This is a genomic window from Polyangiaceae bacterium (genome assembly GCA_015075635.1).
Classification (GTDB): Bacteria; Myxococcota_A; Polyangia; order Polyangiales; family Polyangiaceae; genus JADJKB01.
In genome coordinates this window covers 1276326-1290783 of sequence record JABTUA010000002.1, presented here as the reverse complement: position 1 = coordinate 1290783, position 14458 = coordinate 1276326, and the positions used below count along the sequence as shown (strand labels likewise).

Genomic DNA, 14458 nt, shown 5'->3' with positions numbered 1-14458 from the left:
CCTCTCAGAGAAACACGAGCATCACCACGGCGGCGGCGGTGCCGAGCAGAAACAGCACGCCCACGAGCAGTGCCGCGATCAGACAGCCCGTCGGTAGCTTCTGCGGTGGCGGTAGGGCGACGACCTCGACATCGGGCGGCCTCTCCGCTGCGCGCGGCGGTCCGGTGTACGCCTCGGACATCAGCGTTTGACTCGAGCCGCCGCCGGGCAAAGGCGCGGGAGCCCGAGCCACCGGTGCCGGCGCCAACGGTGTTGCCGCGGGCGTGCCGACGCTGACCACGGGAGCGGACAGGGACGCGGCGGGCTGCGTCAGCGTGGGGGGAGCCGCCTGCGCGGGTGCCGCGGGAGAGGCCTGCGTTCGCGCGCTCGCGGCGGCCGCCATGACGCGCTCGATGCCGCCGGCGGCAGACAGCGCGGGGCTCTGCGGGTCGAGGCGCGCGAGGATGGCTCCGAGGCGGGCGGCGAGCTCCGTCGCGGACTGCACCCGCTGGGCGGGGTCCTTGGCCAGGAGCTGCATCACGAGCGCGGCGAGCTCGCCATCCACCGATGGCGGCAGCGGCGGCGGCGGCTTGGTGAGCTGAGCCAAGATCACCTGCCCGATGGCCTCGCCTTCGAAGGGCGCGGCGCCGCTGAGCATCTCGTAGAGCACGATGCCCAAGGTGTAGAGGTCGCTCCGGTGATCGATCGCGCCGCCACGAGCCTGTTCGGGCGCCATGTATTCGGGTGTCCCGAACACGCTGCCGAGCGCCGTCAAGGGCTGGCCGCGCGCCGCCATCTTGGCGATGCCGAAGTCGACCACCTTGACGAAGTCGGCGTCGCCGTTCACCTCCGCCAACATGATGTTCTCCGGCTTGAGATCTCGGTGCACCACGCCGGCTGCGTGGGCGGCCACCAGTGCTTGAGCCACCTCGAACGCGATCCTCACCGAGCGCGCCTGGCTGAACGGCTTCTCGCGGAACAGGACCTCACACAGGTCGCGTCCGCGCATGTACTCGAGCACCATGAACATGCAGCCGTCGCCGAGGCGGCCGAAGTCGAGCGCGGCGACGACATGACGATGTTGCACGCGACGGTAGGCTTGGACCTCGCGCTGGAAGCGCGCCGCGATCTCCGCGTTGTCGCTGTGCTCCTTCAAGAGCACCTTGATGGCGAAGGGCGTCCCGTTGTGGATGTGCTCCGCGCGATACACCGACGCCATGCCGCCCGTGGCCAGGTGCTCGACGAGCCGGTAGTGCCCGTCGATGACTTCACCGACGCGGGCTTCGGGCGCGGGATGGGGTTCGGGCGGCACGACAGGGCGAGCCTATCGACCGAAGGGCTCTCTGAGAAACGCCGCAGCTCTGCCTGATGATTCGCAGCGTGGGTACTCTTAGGACCTGGAGGCGTCTTCCATGCATGCAATGCGCTGGACCGGGGTGATCTTCGCGTGTGCTCTGGGTTCGATGGCGGCGGCCTCGTGCGGAGGCGACGACGATGGCGGCGGCACGACGGGCACGGGCGGCGCCGGCACGGGCGGCGCGGCGGGTGCCGGCGGCGCAGCCGGGGACGCCTCGGTGACGGGCGGCGCGGGGGGCGTGGATGGCGGCGGCGGTACGGCCGGCGCCGGAGGCGGTGGGGGTACCGCCGGGTGTCCCCCGTACCACGCGCTCTGCGGCGGCCAGTGCACGTACACGGGCAACGACCCCAAGAACTGCGGCGGCTGCGGGGTGGCTTGCCCAGCCGGGCAAGTGTGCTCGGCTGGAGGTTGCTCCACCGACTGCATGCCCGGGCTCGATGCCTGCTCCGGCTCCTGCGTGGACACCCAGACCTCCAACGACCATTGCGGAGCCTGCGGCACCAAGTGCGGCGCCGGCACGGGTTGCGTGAACGGGAGCTGCGTGACTGCGACGGTGTTCCAGCCTCCGCAGAAGTGTGGCGGGGGCTCCGGGCCGCCCATCGACGTCGGCGTCGGTGACGTGAAGTGCACGGGGGACCTGGGAGCGACCACGTTCACGTGGGCCGTGTGCTCCTGCAAGAACATCAAGCTCTCGAGCAAGCTCTTGGTCGACGGCTTCGACAGCACCAAGGGCCCGTACAAGCCGGGCGAGCTCGGCGGCGGCGTCGGTGCCAACGGCTGGATCCAGGCGTCGAGCGAGGGCAACGTGTACGGCCAGATCTGGTCGGGCTCGATCCCTCAGGGCATCAAGGCCGGCTCGAAGTGGGGCGTGTACAACGACCTCCAGTGCGCCGGACCGCTCGACGCCTCCGAGATGACGGAGGCCAAGGACGCCTACGTGGGCGGCGCCGTCACCGGCAAGCTCGCCGTGGCCGGAACGCTGACCACTCCCACCGCGACCGGCGGGGGCGTGACCTACGGCAAGCTCGTGACCGCACCGGTCACGGTGCCGCCGCCCTGCGAGTGCGCGAAGAAGGTCCCGGTCGCCGCCATCGTGGCCGCCAAGAAGACCGCGAACGACAACGCGCTCATCAGCCTCGACCCGGCGATCCTCAGCAAGCCTGGCCATCCCGACCGCATCGACCTGCCCTGTGGCCAGTACTACCTGACCGGGTTCAGCCTCACCGGCGCAGCCACCATCGTGGCGCACGGGCACACGGCCATCTACATCGACGGTGACATCAGCGCCGGGGCCTTCTTGGCCATGACCCCCGAGCCCGGCGGCTCCCTCGACATCTTCGTCTCGGGCACCATCACCGCCAGCTCCGACTTCAAGATCGGCTCGGCGAACTTCCCCGCCCTGACCCGCCTGTACCTCGGCGGCGCGACGACGTTCACCCTGACCAGCAACGTGGTCATCGGCGGCAACGTCTGGGCGGGCAACGCCAAGGTGATGTGGACGAGCGACACCGAGCTGTTCGGCGCCGTCTTCGGCGACGACTTCGAGGCCACCGCGGCGCTGAACATCCACTACGACCGCGCCGTGGTGACCCAGGGCGACGAGTGCAAGAAGACTCCGCCGCCCGACGCCGGAACCGACTCCGGCATCACCTGCGGGACCTGCAAGGACTGCGGCAATCAAGCCTGCATCAGCGGCTCGTGCGGCCAGTGCAGCTCGAGCGCCCAGTGCTGTCCGCCGCTCCAGTGCTTCAACGGGGCCTGCGTCCAGCTCGTGAAGTGAAGCCCAAAGCGAGCAGCGCTCCGCATCGGACCGTGCGCCCGCATGGGCTAACATGAGCCCATGAGCGTCCGACTTTCAGCCCGCGTCGTCGCGGTCGCGCTCTCGGGCGCGCTCGCCGCCCCCACGGCGTGCGGCTCCGACTCGAAAGAACCGGCAGCGAATGGCGGAGGCGGCGGCTCGGGGGGTGACGCCAGCGCGAGCGGCGGCAGCGCCGGCACGAGCGCGGGTTGCGGGACGTCGAGTCCCGCGGCGCTCGCCGCTTGCGTGGACGCGGCCCGTTACGAAGCGGACGTCGTGCTCGTCACCGGTGAGCGCCCGCCCGATGCGGCGCACTGGCAGCAGGTGCAGGACCACTGCCGCGACACGCTTGCCGGCCTCGGGTTCTCCGTGGAGCTCCACGACTACGGCACCGGGGTCAACGTGATCGGGACGCGGCCGGGAGCGACCAAGCCGAACGAGCGCGTCCTGATCGGCGCGCACTACGACCACATCCCGGGCTGCCCCGGCGCGGACGACAACGCCACCGGCACCGCCGCCGTGCTCGAGCTCGCGCGCGTGCTCTCGAAGGCGAGCTTCGACCGGACCCTGGTTGCCGTCTGCTTCGACGAGGAGGAGATCGGCTTGCTCGGCTCGAAGGCGTACGTCGCGCGCGCGCTGAAGACCGGTGAGAACATCTCGAGCGTCACGGTCTTCGACATGATCGGGTTCGTGAGCTCGGCGCCGAACAGCCAGAGCGTTCCGCCCGGCATCGACGCCGTCTTCCCGAGCGAGTACGCGGAGCTCGCGAAGAACCAGTTTCGCGCGGACTTCATCCTGCTGGCGCACGACGCGAAGAGCCTCGCGAGTGCGAGCGCCATGCAGGCGTACGCGAAGACCATCGGCCTGGGCGCGGTCCGCCTGGAGCTGCCCCCGGCGCTGATGGCCCTCGACGACATGCGTCGCTCCGACCACGCGCCGTTCTGGGACATGGGATTCCCCGCGCTGTTCGTCGGCGACACCGCCGAGCTCCGCTACCCCCAGTACCACTGCAAGAACGGCGACGACGTGGTCGCCAACCTGAATTTCGGCTTCGCCACCCAGACCGTGCGGGCGGCGGCGGTCGCCCTCGCGACCGAGCTCGGGCTCGGCGGCACGGGCGACGGCGGCGCTGGCAGCGGAGGCACCGACGGCGGCACCAGCGTGAGCACCTGCGCGGGCCTGTGCGCGCTGGTCCCGATCGCGACCCAGGCGCAGGCGGCCTGCGGCGCCGCGGCGCTCGAGACGCTCGGCTATCCGTTCTCGACAACGCCGGCCTGCGCGAACATGAGCACGGTGAGCCAGTGCGGGAGCTGTGCCGCCGCGCTCGGCGTCAGCGACGCGCACTGCGCCAGCGTGTACGCGAGCTGTTTCTGAGCCCTTCGCCGCGAACGTGGCCGCAGGGTCAGAACGGCAGGCCCTGTGCGTCGAAGACGCCCTCGAACAGGATCGAGCTCAGGTAGCGCTCTCCCGAGTCGGGCAGCACCACGACGATGGTCGTGCCTTCGTTCTCGCGCTGCCGGGCCAGGCGCGCGGCGACCGCCGCGGCGGCACCGCACGAGATGCCGGACACGGCGTGCGCCTCAGATCGCGTAGTCCTCGACGAAGAGCTTGGCAGCAGCGAGATCGACGTGAACGTGCTCGCCCGGGGCGAGCCCGAGGTCGTCCGCTTCCTTCTGACCCAGGTGCACCACGAGCGTGTCGCCGCTCGGGAGCTCCAGCGTCACTTTCACTGTACTGCCCGCCCGCGTCAGGCGCGCCACCCGAGCGGGAGACACGCCGGGGCCGTCCTCGGCTCGGTGCACGCGGATGTCCCTCGGTCGGACGAACGCGTGCACGCGCGCTCCCTCGGGGGCGTCGCCCGGAGCATCCAGCGACTGCTCCCCCACGCGAGCGCGCCCGCCATCGACGTGGCCACGGAGGACGTTCGCGCCGCCCAGGAACTCCGCGACGAATGCGCTCTCCGGATGGTCGTACAGCTGGTTGGGCGCGCCCGCCTGGGCGACCTTGCCCCGGTCGAGCAGGACGACGTGCTCCGCCAGGTCGAACGCCTCCTCCTGGTCGTGGGTCACCAAGAGGGTCGTGACGCCGGTCTGGCGGTGGAAGTCGAGCAGCCACTCGCGTAGCTCGACGCGCACTTTGGTGTCGAGCGCGCCGAAGGGTTCGTCGAGCAAGAGCAGCTGTGGGCGCGTGGCCAGCGCCCGGGCGAGCGCGACGCGCTGCCGCTGCCCACCGGAGAGCTGGGACGGGAAGCGCTCGGCGTAGTCCGAGAGGCGCACCAGACCGAGCAGCTCGCGCACGCGCTCGGCGATCTCGGGCTTGGGCCGCCCGCGCACCTTCAGGCCGAAGCCGATGTTGTCGTGCACCGTCATGTGCCCGAACAGGGCGTAGCTCTGGAACACGAGCCCCACGTTGCGCTCCCGCGCGCCGACGGCGGTGACGTCCTGCCCGGCGATCTCGACGCGACCGGAGTCCGGGCGCTCGAGCCCCGCGATCACCCGCAGCAAGGTCGACTTGCCCGAGCCTGAAGGCCCCAGGAGCGCCGTGATCGAGCCGGGCTTGGCCTCGAAGCTCACGCCGTCCACTGCCGCAGGAGCGTCGGGGCCCGAGAAGCGCTTCACGATGTCCGTCACGACGACGCTCACGCGCGCCTCCCGGGGCTGGGCGCGAGCTTCCACTCCAGCGCGCGCTTGGAGCCCAGCGTAACCAGCGCCAGGAGCGCCAGGAGTGAGGCCACGGCGAAGGCGCCGACGAAGTCGTATTCGTTGTAGAGGATCTCGACGTGCAGCGGCAGCGTGTTGGTCTGCCCGCGGATGTGACCGGACACCACCGACACCGCGCCGAACTCCCCCATGGCGCGGGCGTTGCACAGCACCACGCCGTAGAACAGCCCCCAGCGGATCTTCGGTAGCGTCACCAGCCAGAACACCTGCCAGCCGCTGGCGCCGAGCGTCAGCGCGGACTCCTCCTCGTCGCTGCCCTGTGCCTGCATCACGCCGAGGACCTCGCGCGCGACCAGCGGGAACGTCACGAAGGCCGTGGCCAGCACGATGCCGGGCACGGCGAAGATGATGCGGACGTCGTGCTCGGCCAGCCAGGGGCCGAGCCAGCCCTGCGCGCCGAACAGCAGCACGAAGATCAGGCCCGAGACCACCGGCGAGACGCTGAACGGCAGGTCGATCAGCGTGATCAGCGCGCTCTTGCCCCAGAAGTCGTACTTGGCGAGGAGCCAGGCTGCTGCGACGCCGAAGACGGTGTTGAGCGGCACGGCGATGGCCGCCGCGAGCAGCGTGAGCTTGGCCGCCGAGAGCGTCTCGGGGCTCGACAGCGCCGCGAAGTAGCGCGTGAGGCCGTGCGCGAACGCGGAGTAGAATACCGTCCCGAGCGGGACCAGCAGGAACAAGCCCACGAAGGCGAGCGCGATCACCCGCACGAGCCAGGCACGAAGACTCGAGCTCTCGCGCGTCACGCCTGGCCTCGCTGTGCCCAGCGGCCGAGGAGGTTCACCAAGAGCAGCAGGCCGAAGCTCGCCGTCAGCATGACCAACGCCAGGGCGGTGGCGGCCTGGTAGTCGTACTGCTCGAGCTTGGTGACGATGAGCAGTGGGACGATCTCGGTGCGCATCGGCATGTTTCCCGAGATGAAGACCACCGAGCCGTACTCCCCGATCGCGCGGGCGAACGCCAGAGCGAAGCCGGTCAGCACCGAGGGCGCCAGGGCTGGCAAGACCACCAGCCGAAGCGACTGCCACGGAGTGGCCCCGAGCACGCTGGCGGCTTCTTCCAGCGCGGGGTCGAGCTCCTCCAGTACCGGCTGTACCGTCCGGACCACGAACGGCAGGCCCACGAAGGTGAGCGCGACGACCACGCCGAACGGGCTGAACGCGCCGCGGATGCCGAGCCGCTGCAAGGGCGCGCCGAGCACGCCGTGCTCGGAGTAGACCGCGGTGAGCGCGATGCCGGCCACGGCGGTCGGCAGCGCGAACGGCAGGTCCACCAGAGCGTTGACGAACGAGTGCCCGAGGAAGCGCTGGCGCACCAGCACCCATGCCAGCGCCACGCCGAACACGGCATTGAGGGCCGCGGCGATGAACGCGGCGCCGAAGCTGAGGCGGAGCGCGGCCAGGGCGCGGTCGTCCGTGACCAGCGCGTAGAGCCCGCCCGGGCCGATCCCGGCGGCCTTGAGCGCCAGCGCGCCGAGCGGCACCAGCACGAGTAGGCCGAGGTAGGCGCCCACGAAGCCCAGGCTGAGCCCGAACCCGGGGAGCAGCCCGGTCCTTCGCAGGCGGAAGCGGGCCATCAGCGCTTCGGCTGGTAGATGCGGTCGAAGACCGCTCCGTCGGCGAAGTGCGCGGCTTGGGCCTTCTTCCAGCCGCCGAAGACCTCGTCGATGGTGAAGAGCTGAAGCTTCGGGAATTGGCTCGCGTGCCTCTCCAGCACCTCGCGATCGCGAGGCCGGTAGTGGTGCTTGGCGACCAGCTCCTGCCCCTCCTTCGTGTACAGGAACTCGAGGTAGCCCTGGGCTACCGCGCGCGTCCCGTGTTTGTCGACGAACTTGTCGACCACCGCGACCGGGGGCTCGGCCAGGATGCTCAGCGACGGCACCACGATCTCGAGCTTGTCCTTGCCCGCCTGCGCGAGGGCCAAGATCGCCTCGTTCTCCCAGGTGATCAGCACGTCGCCGATGCCGCGCTCGACGAAGGTCGTGGTCGAGCCGCGCGCTCCGGAGTCGAGCACCGGCACGCGCCGCACCAGCTTCTCGACGAAGCTCTGCGCCGTCTGCTCGTTGCCCCCGGGCTGCCTCAGGGCGTAGCCCCAGGCCGCGAGGTAGTTCCAGCGCGCGCCGCCCGAGGTCTTGGGATTGGGTGTGATGACCGCGACGTCGTCGCGAGCCAAGTCGCCCCAGTCCTTGATGCCCTTCGGGTTGCCCTTGCGCACCAGGAGCACGATGGTCGACGTGTAGGGCGCGCTGCTCTCGGGCAGGCGCTTCTGCCAGTCGGCTGGGATCAGCTGGGCCTGCTCGTGCAGGGCGTCGATGTCGAAGGCCAGCGCGAGCGTGACCACGTCGGCCTCCAGACCGTCGATCACGCTGCGCGCCTGCTTCCCCGACCCGCCGTGAGACTGGTTGATGGTCACGCGGACGCCGTGTTTCTCCTGCCAGTGCTTGGCGAAGGCGGCGTTCACGTCGGTGTAGAGCTCGCGCGTCGGATCGTACGAGACGTTGAGCAAGGTGACCTCGGCGCCCGAGCTTCGCCGTCCGCAGCCGAGGAGCGAGACTGAGAGGCATATCCAGGCCAGGGCGGTCAGCCAACGAACGAGCTTTGGCACTTTCGTTCTCCTTCGAGCTCACGCCGCCCGGCGGGGTGAGCCGAGCTGGCTCACGACTTCGCGAAAGCGAGCAGCGCCGCAGCGCTTCAGCACCAGGAGCTCGCGCCCGTAGAGTCGGCAGAAGCGCTTGGTGACCGCCGCGCCGCCGTGGCTGTTCAGGTCGGTTACGAGCACGATCAGGTCTGCGCGGCTCACGATCGCCTGGATCTCCTCCACGCCGCGCCCGTGTACGACGCCGCTGTGGGTGTCGAGGGCGTGTCCCGCCCGCTCGGCGATCACGCACAGGCGCCTCGAATCTCGGCTCAGCCCGCCAATCCAACCAATCCGCATCGCGCCACCTCGGACGTTATAACGGCATGGTGGCATATCATAACGGACGTTGCAAGCAGAATGTCCGTCATGACGGACGAGGGTCAGGCGCCGCTCGCGCGCGAATACGTCATCACGAGGTACAGGACCGCCTCCTCGCTGCTCACGTTGCGGTAGACGTGCGGGCTGTCGGCCAGGAAGAAGATGGCGTCGCCCGCGTGGAGCAGGCGACGGTCGGAGCCCACCGTCAGCTCCAGGGCGCCGCTGGTCACGATCAGGTTCTCGCTGGTCCCGGGGGCGTGCGCCTCGGCGTGCTCGGCGGCGTGCGGGGCCAAGCGCAGCTCGTAGAACTCCACGTGGCGCGGACGGTCCGCAGGAAACAGCGCCCGTGAGGCGAACTTCCCGTCGCGCGAGCGGAGGGTCCGCGAGCGCGAGGCTGAAAGCACCGTCACCGGCGAGTCTTCCACCTGGCTCAGGAGCGCGGAGAACGGCACCGACAGAGCGCTGGAGATCTTCCAGAGCACGTTGATGGTCGGCGCGCTCTGGCCAAGCTCGATCTGGCCGAGCATCGCCCGGCTCACGCCGCTCTCGTCGGCCAGGTGCTGGAGCGACCACCCACGCTCTCCGCGCAGCCGGCGCACGTTGACGCCCAGGATGGGAGTCAGATCCGAGACCGCCGGCGGCTGGCGAGACGGGGGCTCCGGCTGGTGTTCCTCGACGGGCTTCCTGGCAGCGGTGCGCGGCTTGGGTTGGGGCTTCGTTCGGCGCTGCGCCATGACGGACGCTATCCGTCATCGCGTCCAAAGCGTCAACGTTTCACTTGACGCTTGTCCGTGATAACGGATATGAGGACGTCAAGATGGACAAGACACTCTTCGCTGGCCGAGCCCTGCGTTCGGCGTTCTCTCTGGCGTTGCCGTTGGCGCTCCACTCCGCGCCCGCTTGGGCGCAGGGCGAGCCTGATCCAGTCCCCGCTCCCCCGCCCCCCGAGCCCGAGGTCCAGGCGCCTCGGGAGCCGGCGCCTGCCCCCGCACCTCCCGCAGATCCGCCCGCTGCGCCAGCGCAAGTGGTCGCGGCGCTCGCGCCGAGTCCTCCGCCGAAACGGCCGCCCGCTCCGTCGAAGAACCTGTCGGTGGGGCAGGCCGGGTTCCTCCAGCCTGGAGCGCTGCTTCAGGGTTGGCTTTTCGTTCCGCGGCAGGAGGGCGTGAAGGCGCCGTCGACCTTTCGACTGCGGCGCGCCGAGCTCCGCATCAAGGGCGAGATCGTGCCCAAGCGCGTCGGCTATCAGCTGATGCTCGACGCCGCCAAGGTGCTCGACCCCGAGAAGACGACGGTTCCCACCGCGGACGGGTCCACCAGCGTCAGCGTCAACCAGCAGCCCGCGGGAGCGAGCGCCGTGTCGATCCTGCAGGACTTCTTCGTCACATTCCTCAGCGACTACGCCGACGTCTCTCTGGGGCAGTTCAAGATGCCAGTGAGCTGGGAGGGGTACAGCTGCTCGTCGTCGAAGCTCTTGTTTCCCGAGCGGGCGGCCGTCGCCCGAAAGTATGGCGACAAACGCGACATCGGCCTGCGCATCGACAAGAAGCTGTTCGACGAGAGGCTCTACTACTCACTCAGCGTGCTGAACGGCGAAGGGCAGAACCGGGCGGACTCCAACAACCAGAAGGACGTAGGGCTACGCGTCGAGGCGCGCCCGATAGAGGAGATCATGCTCGGCGTCGTCGGATACCTGGGGGTCACCGACCGCGATCGGGCGGGCACGAAGGACCGAGTCGAAGGTGACTTCCGCGTCGAGGCCGCAGCCGCGTTGTTCCAGGCCGAGTACATCCGAGCCTGGGATGTGCCGGCCACCGGCGCGCCGCGCGTCCAGGGACAGGGCTTCTACGCCGCGGCGGGCTACACGTTCTTCGATCGACTGCAGCCGGTGGCGCGGCTGGGCTTCATCGACCCGAACGTCGATGCGAGCTCCAGCGCCAAAGAGGACGAAACCTGGGTGTACGAGGGAGGCCTCAACTATTACGTGCAGAAGCACGAAGCCAAGCTCCAGGCGAGCTACAGCGTGTTCGATTACGAGCTCGCGAAGACACGCCACGAGCTGATCCTCGCGGCGCAAGTCTCGTTCTAGTCGTTCATCGCGTCCTCGGCCTGCTACGGGCCGTACTCGTGGCGCTGGCAGCCGCTCTCCACCATCAACGATGCGTGGTTGACCTTCACGCACGAGCAAGCAGACGGGCACACTCGAATCGTCGGCGGTTCGGTCGAGACGTCGAGCGTCCAGCCCTCTTCCACCTTGTCGCAATCGGCAAGGGACGGCACGAAGGTCAGGTATCCGTCCCAGGGCTCGGCCGGACCTGCAACGGAACCATGTTGCACGTACTTGACGTTCGTGTGCTTGGGGTCGAAGCCAAACTGAAGAGGGACCTCGCAATTGGGGATGCCCCCGTACCCCGCCGCCGGGCTGCCCTGACACGTCGTGTCCCGGGATTTCGCGCAGTGTGGGCACGGGATCTGGGCGTCGAGCACTCCCGGCGCGGCGTTGGCCCAGCAGCCAGAGACGATGTTGAACGTGCCGGGTTGGCCTTTCGCGCAGGCACAAGCGTTGGGGCAGATGTGGACCTTCGTGGGAGCTTTCGCATCATCGAAGTACCAGCCGTTACCCGTCGTACTGCAGCCCGAGGGTCCCGCGACGCGTAGGAGCCGCCCACCCTGCAGGAAGCCCGTGCCGAAATACACGTCCACGTAGTCGAGCCAGGTGAGATCGAAGCTCGGACCTGTTTCGAACGGAAGCTCGCACAGGAATTCGCCGTAGGTGACGCCTCCCTGCGCCCAGGAACAGGGCGGCGCCATCACCATCGGGCAGCCCGGCGCGAGCGTGCCGATCGGCATCCAACACGTCCCGTCCGGCGCGATCGAATACCCCCCGGCATCTTGTCCGCCAGTGCCCGCGCCTCCAGTGCCCTGCCCGCCACTGCTCGCGCCAGCGTGCCCCCGCCCGCCAACGCCGAAGCCCCCGCCCCCCGACGCACGGCCGCCCGCGCCGCCCGCGCCTCCTCCGCTGGTGCTCGGCTTGCCTGTCCCCCCGTCCGACGTCGCGCCGCCGCCCGCATCGCCAGGATCAGCGAGCACCTTGCCGCCGCACGCGCAGACGACGCTCACCAACAGCGAAGCGACGAAGGTCCTCGTGGCACAGGGCGGCATGGTCGATCAGTGGAGCGATTATCCCACGATGGAAGTCGGCGATATATGGTCAACTTGGAGACGGCACCACCACCAGCAAGTCGGTGCCCACGCTGGGAGCTCATGATCACCGTTGTCGATGCCAAGAGGTTGCCCGGCGCGCCGGGCTCGTCGAACGTCCTCGCGGCTCCCGTCGAGCCGGACGGCGCGCTGCGGACCGTCGGACCGTTCGCGGTGGTCGTGCACGTCAAGATGCCGCTCAGCCCTCCGGGGGCGATGCCGGTCGACGCCGATGTCCGGCCGCATCCGCACATCGGGCTCACCGCCATCTCCTACGTCCTCGACGGCGCCATCACCCACCGCGACTCGCTCGGCAACTGCCGCGAGCTCCGCGCGGGAGACGTGGGCGGAACCGTCTCGGGCGGAGGGGTGACGCACTCCGAACGCTTCGAGCGAAACCGGCTCCTCGGCGGCGCGTTCGAGATGTTCCAGATGCTCCTCGCGCTGCCCGACGGATACGAGGACGTCGAACCCAGCTTCTTCCACCGGTCGCACGAGGACCTCGGGACCTCGAGCGGCGAGGGCGCGAGCGTCCGCTGGCTCCTCCCCGCCCCGCCCAGCGCGCCTGCCGGGATGCCGGTGACCACCCCGATCCTCCTCGCCGACGTCGCCCTCGAGTCGAACGCGCGCTGGTCGCCGCCCGGCGTGCCCGAGCGCGCGCTCTTCGTGCGCGAGGGCGAAGTCGCGGTCGGCGCGACGCACGTCCGCGCGGGGCAGGTCGCCATCGTCGGGCCTGGCGAGGCGTCCGTTCGCTCGCTCGCTCCGGCCCGTCTCCTGGCGTTCGGCGGCACGGGCGTCGGAGCGCGCTATCTGTGGTGGAACTACCTGCACTCGTCGCTCGAGCGCATCGAGGCCGCGAAGGCCGACTGGCGGAACGGGCGCGTGAAGCTCCCCCACGGCGACACCGAGTCGTTCACGCCCTGTCCACCCGACGAGGGCCGACCCTTGCTGCGCCTCAACGGCGGTTGAGCCTCGCTTCAGTCCTCCACGCAGCCCCAGCCGAGCTCGTTGACCTCGCGCCACATCTGGCTATCATAGCCATGTGCGAGTAGCTAATCTGGCCGACGTGAAGAACGACCTGTCGCGGTTCGTGGCCCAGGTCCGCAGGGGAGGCCGGGTGCGCATCCTCGTGCGGGGCGTCCCGGCTGCCGACCTCGTCCCGATCGAGGGGGGAGCCGTCTCGCCGGAGGGCGACGAGCTCGAGCTGGCCGAGCTCGAGAAGTTGGGTCTCGTTCGCCGTGGCGTCGGCTCGAGCGCGCGGGACGCCCGCGAGCTCGACCGGCCCGGTCCTCGAGCTCGTGGCGGTCGAGCGGTGGAGTCCTTGCTCGCGGAGCGCCGCGCCGGACGATGAGATTCTGGGATTCTTCGGCCGTGGTCCCTCTGGTCGTGGAAGAGGCGAGGAGCGGGAAGTGCCGCGCGCTCCGCCGAGCCGATCGCACCATGGTCGTCTGGGTCCTGACCCGAACCGAGGTCCTGAGCGCGCTGCACCGACTCGTGAGGGAGGGTCATCTCAGGAAGTCCGACCTGGCGCTCGCGGTGCGTCGCCTGGACACTCTGTCGAACACCTGGACCGAGGTCGACGCCGTCGAGCCGACCCGCGAAAGGGCAGAGCGCGCGCTCGGAGTCCACGTGCTCACCGCGGCCGACGCCATGCAACTCGGAGCCGCGCTCGTGGCCGCGAGGGATCGCCCCAAGCGCCGAGTGTTCGTCACCGCCGACGAGCGACTGGCGGACGCTGCGCGCGCCGAGGGCTTCGACGTGGTCTTGCCGGGGGAGTGACGAACTGCGTCAGCGCCGACGCGAGCTGGTTCTGAGCGCTCACTCCTCCACGTAGTCCAAGCTCTTCCCGAACGTCTCCTCCAGCGCGAGCAGCGAGACGACCGCGATCACCAGCGTGACCACGCCCACGGCGATGGCGCTGCCGACCACGCCCAGGGGGTCCTTCAGCTGCTTGAAACCGAAGGTGAGCAGGACCACGGCGCCGCGCACGAAGTTCGGGGCGGTGGTGGTGACGGTGGCGCGGATGTTGGTGCCGAAGAGCTCGGCTTTGTTGCCTCCCCCGGTCGTTGCTGTGCGTCAAGAAGCTCTGTCCTGGAGGATGCCATGTAGAAGCCAATACAAAGCTGAAACCAGGTGAGTGACCCAGCGGGTTCGAATCCCGCCCAGCCAAGGGTGCGCCGCCATCTGGAAGCGAGCCTTGCGTGGCAACTCCAACCGAACAGGGAGGCTTGCTGCGAAGCGTAGGCAGCGAGGGTGCAGGCCGTGTGATTGGGCTGCGAAATTTGGGAAGTGGTGGGAGCCGACGGGACAGCACACCCCGGAAGGCAACATCGGTGAGGCAAGAGTCAGGGGCAACGCCCCGACGGCGCGTCCTCATCGGCCTGCCGCGGTCGGAGAGCACGGCATGTACAGCGAGGGTCACCAGGGAACTTGAGAGGTCCTGTTTGCTCC

General features: G+C 69.5%; 14 protein-coding genes and 1 pseudogene. 6 read left to right on the top strand and 9 right to left on the bottom strand.

Translation table 11 applies throughout. The features are described 5' to 3' along the window. Positions 1–4 precede the first annotated feature (4 nt). Positions 5–1291, bottom strand: a complete 1287-nt coding sequence (locus tag HS104_22085) for a serine/threonine protein kinase (GenBank protein ID MBE7482655.1) — start codon at positions 1289–1291, stop codon at positions 5–7. 151 nt (positions 1292–1442) lie between these two features. On the opposite strand from HS104_22085, the gene HS104_22080 reads away from it, so the two are divergent. After that, positions 1443–3116 (top strand): hypothetical protein, encoded by a 1674-nt coding sequence (locus HS104_22080; protein ID MBE7482654.1) that lies wholly within the window; start codon positions 1443–1445, stop codon positions 3114–3116. Between the two features lie 60 nt (positions 3117–3176). Next, positions 3177–4508, top strand: coding sequence for a M20/M25/M40 family metallo-hydrolase (locus HS104_22075; protein MBE7482653.1), 1332 nt, complete (start codon positions 3177–3179; stop codon positions 4506–4508). Between the two features lie 28 nt (positions 4509–4536). On the opposite strand, the pseudogene HS104_22070 reads toward HS104_22075, so the two are convergent. The 6 genes and pseudogenes from HS104_22070 to HS104_22045 all read right to left on the bottom strand — a co-directional run bounded on the left by HS104_22070 (position 4537) and on the right by HS104_22045 (position 9543). Beyond that, a pseudogene (locus HS104_22070) lies at positions 4537–4704 on the bottom strand (cysteine synthase A). Between the two features lie 10 nt (positions 4705–4714). After that, the gene (locus HS104_22065; protein ID MBE7482652.1) at positions 4715–5776 is read right to left on the bottom strand and encodes an ABC transporter ATP-binding protein; all 1062 of its coding nucleotides are present in this window, start codon (positions 5774–5776) and stop codon (positions 4715–4717) included. Beyond that, positions 5773–7179, bottom strand: coding sequence for a sulfate ABC transporter permease subunit CysW (cysW, locus tag HS104_22060; protein ID MBE7482651.1), 1407 nt, complete (start codon positions 7177–7179; stop codon positions 5773–5775). The genes HS104_22065 and cysW overlap by 4 nt, the downstream gene beginning before the upstream one ends. Before the next feature lie 250 nt (positions 7180–7429). Further along, positions 7430–8437 (bottom strand): sulfate ABC transporter substrate-binding protein, encoded by a 1008-nt coding sequence (locus HS104_22055; protein ID MBE7482650.1) that lies wholly within the window; start codon positions 8435–8437, stop codon positions 7430–7432. 39 nt (positions 8438–8476) lie between these two features. Then, complete coding sequence (locus HS104_22050; protein ID MBE7482649.1) at positions 8477–8788, bottom strand: DUF2325 domain-containing protein; 312 nt, start codon at positions 8786–8788, stop codon at positions 8477–8479. Between the two features lie 83 nt (positions 8789–8871). Beyond that, the gene (locus HS104_22045) at positions 8872–9543 is read right to left on the bottom strand and encodes a helix-turn-helix transcriptional regulator (GenBank protein ID MBE7482648.1); all 672 of its coding nucleotides are present in this window, start codon (positions 9541–9543) and stop codon (positions 8872–8874) included. A gap of 83 nt (positions 9544–9626) precedes the next feature. On the opposite strand from HS104_22045, the gene HS104_22040 reads away from it, so the two are divergent. Then, the gene (locus tag HS104_22040) at positions 9627–10895 is read left to right on the top strand and encodes a hypothetical protein (protein MBE7482647.1); all 1269 of its coding nucleotides are present in this window, start codon (positions 9627–9629) and stop codon (positions 10893–10895) included. Between the two features lie 23 nt (positions 10896–10918). On the opposite strand, the gene HS104_22035 is transcribed toward HS104_22040, so the two are convergent. After that, positions 10919–11968 (bottom strand): hypothetical protein, encoded by a 1050-nt coding sequence (locus HS104_22035; protein MBE7482646.1) that lies wholly within the window; start codon positions 11966–11968, stop codon positions 10919–10921. A 102-nt stretch (positions 11969–12070) separates the two neighbouring features. On the opposite strand from HS104_22035, the gene HS104_22030 reads away from it, so the two are divergent. From HS104_22030 to HS104_22020, 3 genes are all read left to right on the top strand, one after another. Then, positions 12071–12976, top strand: coding sequence for a pirin family protein (locus HS104_22030; GenBank protein ID MBE7482645.1), 906 nt, complete (start codon positions 12071–12073; stop codon positions 12974–12976). Positions 12977–13049: 73 nt separating this feature from the next. Continuing rightward, the gene (locus tag HS104_22025; GenBank protein MBE7482644.1) at positions 13050–13358 is read left to right on the top strand and encodes a type II toxin-antitoxin system prevent-host-death family antitoxin; all 309 of its coding nucleotides are present in this window, start codon (positions 13050–13052) and stop codon (positions 13356–13358) included. Between the two features lie 20 nt (positions 13359–13378). Beyond that, the gene (locus HS104_22020; GenBank protein ID MBE7482643.1) at positions 13379–13786 is read left to right on the top strand and encodes a type II toxin-antitoxin system VapC family toxin; all 408 of its coding nucleotides are present in this window, start codon (positions 13379–13381) and stop codon (positions 13784–13786) included. Positions 13787–13825: 39 nt separating this feature from the next. Here the strand turns inward: HS104_22020 and HS104_22015 are convergent, their stop codons facing one another. Beyond that, positions 13826–13984, bottom strand: a complete 159-nt coding sequence (locus HS104_22015) for a hypothetical protein (GenBank protein MBE7482642.1) — start codon at positions 13982–13984, stop codon at positions 13826–13828. Between the last annotated feature and the right edge of the window lie 474 nt (positions 13985–14458).

Coding starts and splice junctions, on each gene's coding strand:
- HS104_22080 (MBE7482654.1), top strand. CDS start 1,443: ATGGCGGCGGCCTCGTGCGGAGGCGACGACGATGGCGGCGGCACGACG.
- HS104_22075 (MBE7482653.1), top strand. CDS start 3,177: ATGAGCGTCCGACTTTCAGCCCGCGTCGTCGCGGTCGCGCTCTCGGGC.
- cysW (MBE7482651.1), bottom strand. CDS start 7,179: ATGGGTGCTGGTGCGCCAGCGCTTCCTCGGGCACTCGTTCGTCAACGC.
- HS104_22050 (MBE7482649.1), bottom strand. CDS start 8,788: ATGCGGATTGGTTGGATTGGCGGGCTGAGCCGAGATTCGAGGCGCCTG.
- HS104_22045 (MBE7482648.1), bottom strand. CDS start 9,543: ATGGCGCAGCGCCGAACGAAGCCCCAACCCAAGCCGCGCACCGCTGCC.
- HS104_22040 (MBE7482647.1), top strand. CDS start 9,627: ATGGACAAGACACTCTTCGCTGGCCGAGCCCTGCGTTCGGCGTTCTCT.
- HS104_22035 (MBE7482646.1), bottom strand. CDS start 11,968: ATGCCGCCCTGTGCCACGAGGACCTTCGTCGCTTCGCTGTTGGTGAGC.
- HS104_22030 (MBE7482645.1), top strand. CDS start 12,071: ATGATCACCGTTGTCGATGCCAAGAGGTTGCCCGGCGCGCCGGGCTCG.